The 12405-nt window shown below is 63.8% G+C and carries 9 protein-coding genes; 2 read left to right on the forward strand and 7 right to left on the reverse strand.

Annotation, left to right across the window (positions count from 1 at the left end; all coding sequences use genetic code 11):
* The first annotated feature begins 23 nt into the window (after positions 1-23).
* Positions 24-1469, forward strand: a complete 1446-nt coding sequence (proS, locus tag VFC51_13000; protein HZT07942.1) for a proline--tRNA ligase — start codon at positions 24-26, stop codon at positions 1467-1469.
* Between the two features lies 1 nt (position 1470).
* On the forward strand, positions 1471-2385 hold the full coding sequence (locus VFC51_13005; protein HZT07943.1) for a HEAT repeat domain-containing protein: 915 nt from the start codon (positions 1471-1473) through the stop codon (positions 2383-2385).
* A gap of 49 nt (positions 2386-2434) precedes the next feature.
* On the opposite strand, the gene VFC51_13010 is transcribed toward VFC51_13005, so the two are convergent.
* The 7 genes from VFC51_13010 to VFC51_13040 form a co-directional block, all read right to left on the reverse strand.
* Complete coding sequence (locus VFC51_13010; GenBank protein ID HZT07944.1) at positions 2435-3475, reverse strand: dipeptide ABC transporter ATP-binding protein; 1041 nt, start codon at positions 3473-3475, stop codon at positions 2435-2437.
* Between the two features lie 2 nt (positions 3476-3477).
* Positions 3478-4458 carry an ABC transporter ATP-binding protein gene (locus VFC51_13015; protein ID HZT07945.1) on the reverse strand — a complete coding sequence of 327 codons (981 nt, stop codon included), beginning with the start codon at positions 4456-4458 and terminating at the stop codon, positions 3478-3480.
* Positions 4459-4655: 197 nt separating this feature from the next.
* Positions 4656-6926, reverse strand: a complete 2271-nt coding sequence (locus tag VFC51_13020) for a transglutaminase domain-containing protein (protein HZT07946.1) — start codon at positions 6924-6926, stop codon at positions 4656-4658.
* Complete coding sequence (locus tag VFC51_13025) at positions 6916-8139, reverse strand: DUF58 domain-containing protein (protein HZT07947.1); 1224 nt, start codon at positions 8137-8139, stop codon at positions 6916-6918. Before VFC51_13025 ends, VFC51_13020 begins: the two co-directional genes overlap by 11 nt.
* Before the next feature lie 66 nt (positions 8140-8205).
* Positions 8206-9156: a MoxR family ATPase gene (locus tag VFC51_13030; protein HZT07948.1), complete on the reverse strand. Its 951-nt coding sequence runs from the start codon at positions 9154-9156 to the stop codon at positions 8206-8208.
* A gap of 25 nt (positions 9157-9181) precedes the next feature.
* Positions 9182-11791: a preprotein translocase subunit SecA gene (gene secA / locus VFC51_13035; protein HZT07949.1), complete on the reverse strand. Its 2610-nt coding sequence runs from the start codon at positions 11789-11791 to the stop codon at positions 9182-9184.
* A gap of 58 nt (positions 11792-11849) precedes the next feature.
* A partial coding sequence (locus VFC51_13040) for a histone deacetylase (protein ID HZT07950.1) occupies positions 11850-12405 on the reverse strand: 556 nt, incomplete at its 5' end.

A 12405-nucleotide genomic window follows, 5' to 3' on the forward strand; every position in this document is an offset into this window, starting at 1 on the left:
TTTCACGCTATTGGGGGTGATGATTGGCGAACGACAGTCGCTTCGTGGAGGAGATTGCCGACAAGGGCGACGACTACTCGCGTTGGTATACGGACGTGATCCTGAAAGCCGAACTGGCGGACTACTCGCCCGTTCGGGGCTGCATGGTGATCCGCCCATATGGGTACGCGCTGTGGGAGAACATGCAGGCTGCGCTGGACGCGAGGATCAAGGCGACCGGCCACCTCAACGCCTACTTCCCCCTGTTCATCCCGGAGAGCCTCCTCCAGCGCGAAGCCGAGCACGTGGAGGGGTTCAACCCGGAGGTCGCGTGGATTACCGCCGCCGGCACGGAGGATCTCGACGAGCGCCTCGCGATTCGGCCAACGTCGGAGGCCATCATCGGTACGATGTACGGCAAGTGGGTGCAGTCTTGGCGCGATTTGCCGATCCTGATCAACCAGTGGGCGAACGTCGTGCGCTGGGAGAAGCGTACCTACCTGTTCCTGCGAACGACGGAGTTCCTGTGGCAGGAGGGTCACACCGCCCACCGCACGGAAGAAGAGGCGATGGACGAGGTGCTCCGCATGCTCGACGTCTATCGCGACTTTGCCGAGACCGAGCTGGCGATGCCGGTTATTGCCGGGCGAAAGTCCGAAGCTGAGAAGTTCGCCGGGGCAGCCGCAACGTTTACGGTCGAAGCGATGATGGGCGACGGCCGCGCCCTCCAGGCCGGCACCTCTCACTCCTTCGGCCAGGGCTTCGCGCGGGCCTTCAACATCAGCTTTCTCGACATGGACGGCGAGCGCCGTCACGCCTGGACGACCAGCTGGGGCGCAAGCACGCGGCTGGTGGGCGGCGTCATCATGATGCACGGGGACGAATCAGGGTTGATCCTCCCACCGCGGGTCGCGCCATATCAGGTGGTGATCGTCCCCATCTACCAACGGGACGAGCAGCGCACGGAAATTCACGAGGAGGTGGAGCGGATCCGGCGCGAGCTAGCGGGCACGATTCGCGTACACGTCGATTGGTCGGAGCATCGGCCCGGCTGGAAATTCAGCGAGTGGGAGCTGCGCGGCGTCCCCGTGCGACTCGAGATCGGCCCCAAGGACATCGCGCAGAGGCAGGGAATCGCGGTCCGCAGGGACAATCGGGCGAAGGAGGCGGTCCCCTTCGCCGCGCTCTCGACTCGGCTGCCCCAGATCCTCGACGATGTGCAGCGATCCCTCTACGAGCGCGCCGTGGCATTTCGCGAATCGCGGACGCATATGGTCGAATCAATTGATGAGCTGGCGGCGCAGCTCGAGCGCGAGCGCGGTTTCTTCTGGGCCCCCTGGTGCGGCGACGCCGCTTGCGAGGCGCACGTGAAGGAGCGGACCGGCGCCACGCTCCGCTGCGTTCCCCTCGACGGCGGGAATCGGTCCGGCGCATGCCTGGTTTGCCGGAAGGATGCCCCGCAGACCGCCGTGTTCGCCCGAGCATATTGAGATGCTGCCGGACCCTCTCGCGGAGATCGAGCAAGCCCTTTCTATCGGCCTCGAGCTCCCGACAACCGCCGTCGAACGTCTGACCGGACTCGAAGGCGAGTCGCTCGATCGATTCCGCTCACTGTGGAATCGCCTCGGCGCGGAAGAACGCGAGGCGCTCCTGAGCGCCATGGGAGAAGCGGCGGAAGAGAATTTGGTGCTCGACTTCGCGCCTGCATACGCTCTCGCCCTGGTGGATCCGGATCCAAGTGTGCGCGAGCTGGGCCTGCGCCTCGCGTCGGAAGAGGCCGACCCCGACCTCCTCGACACGTACGTCCGCAGCGCTGTCGCCGATCCCGATCCGGACGTCCGCTTGGCGGCGCTCGAAGAGTTGGGCTCATACACCCTGGCGGCGCAGGTAGACGACTGGCCGGCTGAGGTCCAGCAGAAGCTGGAGCAGGTGCTGACGGGCGTTTTGCACCTGCCCGATGCGGACACGATGACGCGTCGGGCGGCGCTGCTGTCCCTGTCCTTCTTGACGACTCCCCAGACCGAGCTGGAGATACGCCAGGCGCACCTGCAACCAGACTTGCGTGACGCGGCCATCGAAGCCATGGGCCGGAATTGCCAGGAGATCTGGATCCCGGACATTCGCGCAGAGATGCACGGCGAAATCGCCCACCTCCGCGCGACGGCCGCGCAGGCCGCGGCGGAGCTTGAGGACGCGGAACTGGTTCCAGACCTCATCCAGCGGCTGTCCGACCCCGAGAGCGACGTTCGGCTCGCAGCCATCCACGCCCTCGGTCTCATCGGTGGGAAGGATGCGAAGGCAGCGCTGTCCGAGCTCCTACAGTCCCGGGACCGCGAGATCCGCGCCGCGGCGCGTGAGGCGATGCAGGACCTCCTCGAAGGGGAAGACCCGCTCGCGCTCCGCTGACCGCCTCGGTCGGAGCCAGATCTCGAAGAACGCTCAGCAGCAGCCCGCGTCAGTTGGGCGAAGGCACGGAGACAGTCGTGCGCTCGGCGATCTCCTTCCAGAAGAAGCACGCAACCCAGTGATTCGGCCGCACCTCTTCCAACGGAGGCTCGGAGGCCGAGCAATCGGCCCGAGCGAAGGGGCACCGGGGATGAAACCGACACCCGGCGGGCGGGTTAATTGGGCTCGGAACATCTCCCTGCAGGATGATGCGCGACCGCCGCCGTTCGACCACGGGATCCGGGATCGGCACGGCCGACAGCAACGCTTTCGAGTAGGGGTGGAGCGGCAGATCGTACAGCTCGTTTCGATCGGCAACCTCCACAATCTTACCCACGTACATCACCGCGACGCGGTCGCTGATGTGCCGGACCACCGCCAGGTCGTGGGCGATGAACAGATAGGTGAGGTTGTACTGCGCCTGCAGTTCTTCGAGCAGGTTGATGATCTGCGCCTGAATCGACACGTCGAGCGCGCTGATGGGCTCGTCGCACACGATGAATTCGGGTTCGAGCGCAAGGGCTCGGGCGAGTCCGATGCGCTGGCGCTGCCCACCGCTGAACTCGTGGGGGTATCGATTGGCGAAGTACGGATTGAGACCCACGATGCGCAGCATCTCCCGGACGCGCTCTTCACGCTCCTTGCCGCGCGCGAGGTTATGGATCTCGAGCGGCTCTGAGATGATTCCCCCAACCGTCATGCGTGGATCGAGCGACGCAAACGGATCCTGGAACACCATCTGCATGTTGCGTCGGTAGTGCTGCAGGTCTCGGCCCTTCGCCTTTGTGACGTCCGATCCGTTGAAGTAGACCTCTCCTGCCGTCGGGCGATAGATCTGCAGGACCGCGCGCCCGGTCGTCGACTTGCCGCAGCCGCTTTCCCCCACGAGGCCGAGGGTCTCTCCGCGCTTCACATGGAAGCTGATGTCATCCACGGCGTGGACGTGTCCCACGACCCGGTCGAAAACGATTCCGCTGCGAACTGGGAAGTACATCTTGAGGTTGCGAACGTCGACCAGGACGTCATTGGCAGACGCTGCGGCGGCACTCATGGCTATTTTCTCCCCGCGTAGATATCAACCCAGCAGGCAACATTGTGCTCGCTTCCAACGGACTCGAGCGCCGGATTCTGTTCGCCGCAGCGGTCCACGGCATACACGCACCGAGCCTGGAACGGACACGTGCGCCCGATCGTGATGAGGTCAGGCGGAAACCCCTCAATCGGAACGAGCTTGGACTTGCGCTCCATGTCCATCCGGGGGATCGAGCGAAGCAGGCCAATCGTGTAAGGGTGTCGCGGGTTCCCGAACAACTCGTCCGTCGTCGCATGCTCGACGATGTACCCGGCATACATGACATTGATGCGATCGCAGAGACCCGCGACGACGCCCAGGTCGTGGGTGATCATGATGAGAGCCATGCCGACTTCTTTGCGCAATTTTGTGAGGATGTCGAGAATTTGCGCCTGGATCGTCACGTCGAGCGCTGTCGTCGGCTCGTCTGCGACGAGGAGCTTTGGCTCGCAAGCGAGCGCCATGGCGATCATCACCCGCTGACGCATGCCGCCGCTGAATTGATGGGGATACTCTCGGAGACGCGACCGCGCGCCGGGGACCTCGACCAGTTCCAGCAGCTCAACGGCCCGGCGGTCCGCCGCGCTTTGGTCCATTCCCTTGTGGAGCTTGAGAGGCTCCGTCATCTGAGTTCGAATCGAGAGGACCGGGTTGAGCGATGTCATGGGGTCCTGAAAGATCATCGCGATCTCATTGCCGCGGATCTTTCGGATCTGATCGTCGTTGAGCTTCCGGAGGTCTTGGCCCTCGAAAATCACCTCACCGTGGACGACTCGACCCGGTCGAGGCACGAGGTTCAGCAGTGATAGCGCGCTGATGCTTTTTCCGCACCCGCTCTCTCCGACCAGGCCCACGGCTTCGCCAGGCATTACGGTGTACGAGATTCCATTGACCGCGTGGACGACACCATCACTTGTCGGAAACTCGGTTCGGAGATCTCGAACGTCTAGGAGCGGCTCCACGATCCTCACCTGCCTGCTTTGTTTCGTCGCCTCAGCGGCAGCGCGCTCAGATTATACGGCCCGCTGTCGGCCGAGCCCTGGAACGGCGACCGAGGCGCCGATACAGAATAGCGCGGATGGTACGCAAGGACGCACTCTTCCGTCAAGTCCGTACGGTACGGGGTGCTCCAGCGCACATGTCGGAGACGATAGGCGCTCTATTCGCGCGTCCCCGCGACGGCGCCGAGCCGCTCGCTCAGCGCCCGGCGCCAGCGGCCCAACACGATCGCCGTGATCAGCTGTCGGCGAGTCTGCATCCCGATCCGCGCGAGCCGCCGCGACGCCGACTCGTCGTGTGCCTTGGCCCCGTACACCCCGGCGACGTATGCGTCGGTGATGGCGGTGATTCGGTCCGCGGCGGTCGGCAAGACCCGTTCGAGATCCCGCCCGAACTCGAACGGCGTCTGGGACGGTCGCGGGCCCAGCCTGCACCAGGAGGCTAACCGCACGAGCTGTGCATAGGGGCGCGCGATGGCCGGAAGCCGCCGAATGCCGCGCCTCCAAAGAATGCCAATGGCGCCAATCCCCCCGACGATCGAAAGGAGGAGAACCCCCAGCAGGATCCGGACCAGAATCAGGCCGGTGCCTGCTTGGGGAGGGGGCAGCGGCACGAACGAACCAGCGTCCAGTTCATCCTCGTCGTCATAGTAGTCATCCAGCTCAGGGTTCGCCTGGGTGATGCTGACCAGATCGTCGGTCCCAATCGACGCGGTTTGGTTTTCTGGCCGCACCGGCGCGGGGCGGTTCGCCGACGGCTCAAAGGCAATCCATCCGTAGCCAGGAAAATACACCTCAGTCCAGCTGTGCGCATGGTGCTCGGTAGCGATGTAAGACTGAGTCGCCCCGTCCCAGTCCCCGGTCACATAGCCGCTCGCGACCCGCGCGGGAATCCCAACCGTTCGCAGCATCACCATCATGGCCGTCGCAAAGTAGTCGCAGTACCCCTCCTTCGAGTCGAAAAGCAGGAAGCTCACCCAATCGCGATTCGGCGGTGGCACGGGCACGCGCGTGCTGTAGGTTAGCCCACGCAGGTACTGCTGGACGTTCAGCGCGGCATCGTACGAATTGCTCGCCTCGCCGACCACCCGGCGGCCCTCCCGCCGGACGCGATCGGGCAACGAAGCGGGAAGCTGGAGGTACTGGTGCATCCATGACGGATACGCGGTGCCCACCTGCCTCAGCTCCGATGCCGAAGCGGTCGATACGGACGACAATACGCTGTAGCGTTGTTGCTCATGAATCGGCGCAAGTGGCCGGAGCGACCCATAATCGTGCCGGTCCTCTCGATAGTCGTACACCGTGGGCACGCTGATCGTCACCGGCGCGTCCGGCGCGTAGATGACTGACGTCGACGGGGCCAGGACCGTCACTGTGTACTCGGCGAACTTGCGCGACGCGTCGGTCTCCATGCTTCCTTCCAGCGGCTCCCGTCGGTCCAGCCGCTGCGACATCGTGGGGGAGCTGATCACGGCGCGTCCGGTGTACTGGTCGTAGGTCACCGCGCGCCAGTACCCAGGTTCGCGTCCGGAGATGCGCAGCACGGGCGCGTCTCCCAGCTCGAAGGACCCTCGCGGCGCCATCGTCTGCGCGACCGTCAGTCCCTTGCCTGGCACCGTCGACGGATTGAGGGCGGCGAACAGTCGGTCGAAGTTCGTCTGCGCCGTTTGCCAGGGTCCGGCGACGTTCTCCCACGCGGATGCCACGCCGCGTTGGACTTCCCCAACGGGAATGCGCCACGCGGCGAAGATGATGATGAGCCCCACCCCAACGCCAGTCAGCGCGAAGCTCGTGCCGCGATTCAGGGTCTCCGTGACTTCCTGGGCGCGCCACCGCTCTTCACGCATCAGCGATGTGATGTGGCCGAGGAGGCCAAAGCTGGCGAGCAGATGCACGAAGACATAGGGCAGAAGATGTGGTGGGGCGTAGGAAAGGTTCAACAGCAGCGCGGCGCCACTCGGCACGATGGCCCACCACGGGTTCATGGCGCGCATCACCCCTGTCCCGCCGATATAGCCGACGGACCACCCGATGAGGCTCATGGCATAGGCGAACAAAAGATTGTCCGTGCTCGGCGCGCCGGAGAAGGCGGCGCCGAGCCAGGCGGCGACGCGGCCGAGGAACTCTTCCATGCGCTCCGCGACGCCGTGGGTTGGCAGGAACGAGGAGTAGACGAGGCTCACGAACGCCAGACCAATGAGGACGGCGATCGGATGGCTCACAACCGACCGAATCCGAAATACAGGAAGCAGCACGGCCACCGCCAGGCCACCGAGCGCCATGACGGGCACCGGACTCAGGTGATCCGACCATCCCGCCGCCTGAACCGATGCCGCCGGGCAGACGACCAGCACGCCGCCCAGCGCCAGCGCAAACCAGATCCGCTGGACGCGCGCGATTTGCGCGTTCAAGCCGACCGCGTCAATCACCATGGGCGCCTGCTGCCATCGCCGGCTGATCCACCAATCCCGCCTGCTCGGAGAGCAGGCGATCGAGGGGCTCGCCGCGCTTCACCAGAAAGACGGGCACGTTCGACGCGGCAAGCGAGCCCACGACCTCGATCGAGCCGGAGCCACTGCCAAATGTCGCGGACTCGATGAGGGCGACCATGACGTTGACACCACGCTGCGTGATGTGCTGGCATACGTGGATCCATTCCGCGTCGGAAGACGGCGTCACGATGAAGAGCGTCGAGAACCGATTGAACCGCAGGCTCTCCCCCGAGAGGGTCTGGCCCAGGGTGAGCCATCGATCCGCCCGCACGACCGCGAGCAGCTCCATCAGCTTGGTGAGCTGACGGCTGCCACGGTCGGCTTGAATGACCTCGTTTTGCGACACGAAGCCGACGCAACGGTTCTGCATGAGGAAATGCTTGCCGAGCGATGCGGCGACCGTCACCGCGTATTCTTCGGTTGATTCCGCTCCGCGGCCGTAGTGCACGTATCGATTGAGGTCGAGCACAATCCAGATGTCCGAGAACGGGTCCAGCTCGAACTCTTTCACCATGAGGCGCCCTAGGCGCGCGGAGCTGGGCCAGTGGATCCGCCCGAACGGGTCGGATGGCGCGTACTCCCGCACGCTAGCGGCGGTCGGCGTCACATACGGCACGTGCCCGCTCGACCTGGCGCCACCGGGGAGATCGCCGGGGATTCGAGCAGGCGTAGTGAAGTCCACGGTCTGCGGATAGACCACGATGGTCTCCTGAGACGGGTAGCGCACGCTCCGCTGGAAAAGCCCAAAGGGGTCGCCTGTCGTAATCGTGAGATTGCCGAGGGTGAATTTCCCACGGGTTGCGCACTGCGTTCGAAGCGTCCAGCTTCGCCGCGCTCCGCCCCCCAGGGAAAACCCGCGCTGGATACCGTGGCCGCTGAGCGTGGAGTCCGTTTGCACTTCGACCCACGGCTTGGGGAGCCGCCACGTATTGTCCACGGCGACCCATTCTTCGAAGTAGCCGCCCACCTCAGCTCGTTGTGCGCGCGTGCGGCGCTCAACGGCGATGGTGCGAACGCCGATCATCGTCCATCCAGCGGCGACCGCGACAAGCAACACGGTGACATAGGCTACGTGGTACATGACGCTCCAGCCACCGATGAGCGCCGCGAGAAACGTGCCCGTGCACAGGGCCAAGAGACCGATTGTTTTCATTCGAGACTCGTCACGCCGATTTCTCGCGCATCGCCATACGCCGGTGGCTGGTTGATTGCAGATGGCTCAGGCGGGCACGCGAGCGCCGGGTACAGCCACCGACTGCAGGACTTCCTGAAGCACTGACGCCGATTGAACGCTCCGAACTCGCGCGGCCGGATTCAGGATAACCCGGTGGCCGAGCACGGGCTCCGTCAGCGTCTTCACGTCGTCCGGGATCACGAAGTCGCGATCGTTCAGGAGTGCCAGAGCCTGAGCGGTCCGGAACAGCGAGAGCGAGCCACGTGGACTAGCTCCTAGGTACACATCGGGATGCGTCCGCGTCGCCGAGACGACATCCACGATGTACTGGCGCACGAGCGGATCCACGCGGACTTGCCTCACGACCCGGTGGACTTCGAGCAAAGCGGAGCCATCCACGACCTGCTCGATCTCGTTGATCGGGTGAGACAGCGCCTGGGATTCCAGGACCGCGGCCTCGTCCGCCCGGGACGGATAGCCCAGGCGAATTCGCATCATGAATCGGTCCAGCTGGGCCTCGGGCAAGGGAAAGGTACCCTCGTACTCGATGGGGTTCTGGGTCGCCATCACCATGAAGGGAGGCGGGAGCGGGTAGGTAATCCCGTCAACGGTGAGCTGTCGTTCCTCCATCGCCTCCAGCAGGGCGGACTGCGTCTTGGGCGTCGCGCGATTGATCTCGTCGGCCAGGAGGATCTGCGTCATCACCGGGCCGGGGCGGAATTCGAACTCACCGGTCTTCTGACTGTAGATCGAAACTCCGGTCACGTCGCTGGGAAGCAGATCCGGCGTGAACTGGATCCGTCGGAAGGAGCAGCCGATGGAACGCGCGAGCGACTTGGCAAGCATGGTTTTGCCTACCCCGGGCACATCCTCGATGAGAATGTGCCCCTCACTCGCCAGCGCGACTAACGCCAGCTCGACCTCGCGGCGCTTCCCGATCAGGACCCGCGAGACGTTCTCCAATACCCTCCGAAGTGTGCTGCTCGCATTCGACATCGCTACCGGATTCGCTCCTTTTGGTCTATCGTCCACAGCAGTATTTGTATTTTTTGCCGCTTCCACAATAGCACGGGTCATTCCGACCGATCTTCTTGCCGACCTTCGCCGGTTGCGACCCGCCGCGCCGGTTCACCATGGCCGGCTGCGGACGCACCCTGGGACGCTGCTCCCGAGCCAGCGTGACGTGAAAGATGGTGTGCGCAACGTCGTGCTGAATCGCGCGTTGCAGCTCCTCAAACATGCGGTGCGCTTCAACCTTGTACTCGACCAGAGGATCGCGCTGGCCATATGCGCGAAGGCCGATGCCGTTCCGGAGATCGTCGAGCGCGGTGAGATGCCGTACCCACAACGAGTCGATGATGCGCAGCACGACGGCCCGCTCTGCCTGCCGCATGACCTCCGGCCCCAGCTCCTGCTCCTTCGCCTCGTACGCGGACGCGGCAAGGTCCTTGAGCAGCTCGTTGATCTCCTCCGGGCGGCGGCCTTCCAGCTCGTTCGGCTCCACGACCGCGGTCGGGATCAACTTCGCCAGCGCATCCAGGAGGCCATCGATGTCCGCGGGTTCGCCGCGCACGGCACAGAAGGCGCTCACCAGCTCGTCGATCTCGCGGTCGACCCAGTCCATCAGCGTGTCGCGGAGGGTATCTTCGCCGAGCACCGATTTCCGGTCGGCATAGACGATCTCGCGCTGCTTGTTCATCACGTCGTCATATTCGACGACGTGCTTTCGGATGTCGAAGTTATGGCTCTCGACCTTCTGCTGGGCGGTCTCGATGGATTTTGAGACGAGCCCGTGCTCGAGGGGGACGTCTTCTTCAAGCCCGAGCTTGTCCATAAGGTTCGAGATCGTGCTGCCCCCAAACCGCCGCATGAGATCGTCTTCCAGCGAGATATAGAAACGCGAGGACCCCGGGTCCCCTTGGCGCCCGGCCCGGCCACGGAGCTGGTTGTCGATGCGCCTCGCCTCGTGCCGCTCCGTGCCGATGATGTGGAGCCCGCCGAGATTCACAACGGTCGCGTGGTCTCGCTCGCACAGCTCCGAGGCCTCCGCGAGGGCCGCCTCCACCGCCTCGGGCGGCGGGTCATCGTCTCCCTTGAACTTGCGGCGCACGATCGCTTCCGCCAGGCCCGCGGGGTTTCCTCCCAAAAGGATGTCCACTCCACGTCCCGCCATGTTCGTCGCAATGGTGACGCTACCGGGGCGGCCCGCCTGAGCGATGATCGCAGCCTCGCGCTCGTGCTGCTTGGCGTTCAGCACCTCGTGCCGAATGCCCTCTCGGCGCAGCATCTCGCTCAGGCGCTCGCTTTTCTCGATGGAGACGGTGCCGACGAGCACCGGTCGTCCAGACTCGTTTAGCTCCTTGATCTCGTCCACGACGGCGCGAAACTTCGCGTTTTCGGTCTTGTATATGACGTCCGCCTGATCCCGACGAATCATGGGGCGGTTCGTCGGGATGGGAATGACGTCGAGGTTGTAGATCTTTCGGAATTCCTCCTGCTCCGTCGACGCCGTCCCGGTCATCCCGGCCAGCTTTCGGTACATGCGGAAATAGTTTTGAAAGGTGATCGTCGCGAGGGTCACGTTCTCACGCTGCACCCGAACGCCCTCTTTTGCCTCGATTGCCTGGTGCAATCCCTCGCCATAGCGGCGACCGGGCATCTGCCGACCGGTGAATTCGTCGATGATGACGACCTCGCCATCCTTGACGATGTAGTCCCGATCGAGCTTGTAGAGGAACTCAGCCTTCAATGCCTGGTCGAGGTAGTGCGTCAGCTCGTAGTTCTCTGCGTCGTAGAGATTGCTCACGCCGACTGCGTGCTCAACTTTCGCGATGCCCTCTTCCGTCAGTGAGATCGACCGCTGCTTCTCGTCGATGGTGAAGTCTTCTTCGTGCCGAAGCCGCGGCACGATGCGCGCAAACATGTGGTAGTACTCAGTCGATTCTTCCGCAGGCCCCGAGATGATGAGGGGCGTACGCGCTTCGTCGATGAGGATGTTGTCGATCTCGTCGACGATCGCGAACTCGAGCCCACGCTGGACCATATCCGTCGCCGACCAAACCATGTTGTCCCGCAAGTAATCGAACCCGAATTCGTTGTTCGTGCCGTACGTCACGTCGGAGCCGTATGCCTCCCGCCGTGACCGAACGTCCATGTCATGCTGAATGGCGCCCACCGAAAGCCCGAGGAATCGGTAGATCGGCCCCATCCACTCCGAGTCCCGCTTGGCGAGGTAGTCGTTGACAGTGACGACGTGAACGCCCTCCCCGGAAAGCGCGTTGAGGTAGGCGGGAAGCGTCGCGACGAGGGTCTTGCCCTCGCCTGTGCGCATCTCGGCGATCTTTCCCGAGTGGAGCACCACGCCGCCGATCAGCTGGACGTCGTAGTGTCGTTGACCGATTGTCCGGCGAGCCGCCTCGCGCACGACTGCGAATGCCTCCGGGAGGAGGCTATCGAGGGTTTCGCCCGCCAGGAACCGGCCGCGAAACTCGGCCGTTTTGTCTCGGAGACGGTCGTCGGGAAGCCGGGCAACTTCGGCATCGAGCTCATTGATCTGATCAACGATCGGCTGAATTCGCTTCAGCTCTTTTTCGGGGTTGTCCCCGATGATTTTCGTGATGAACCCAAACACGCAGTAATTCCCCGTTGGAGCCACCCGTCGGATCGGGAGGACTGTTCACATGATACTTTTATTTTTCTGACCAAAGGTTGTGCCGGTCGCGTACCGCGGTGATGACGTCCGTCGCCAGGCGCGGCTCCTCCCCAGTGGGGCCGGGCCCAAGCATGTCCCGATCGAGCGGATGATCGATCAGGATTTCGGCGGCCATTCGGGTTCCCGCCTGGATGACTTCGAGATCGTAACCGCCCTCGAGGAACAACACGATGCGCCCATTGCAGACCTCTTGCGCCACTCCGCGGATTCGGCTCAGCTCTTCCGCGTAACCATTCAGGGACAGGCGCATCTGCGCCAGAGGGTCTGCCCAATGGGCATCGAACCCTAGCGAGACCAGAATAAGCTCTGGTCCGAAGCGGCGGAGCGCCGGTACGAGAATCTTGTCGGTGGCCGCCAGGTACGTGGCATCCCCGCATCCGGCCATGAGCGGAACGTTGAGGGTGTATCCCGCGCCGTCCCCTTCGCCGGTCTCCTCAACGCGGCCCGACCCGGGATAAAACGGGAATTGGTGCGTCGAATAGTACAGCACCTCTGGACGGCGATAGAAAATGTCCTGAGTCCCATTTCCGTGG

The organism is Chloroflexota bacterium, assembly GCA_035652535.1.
Lineage (GTDB): Bacteria > Chloroflexota > UBA6077 > UBA6077 > SHYK01 > DASRDP01.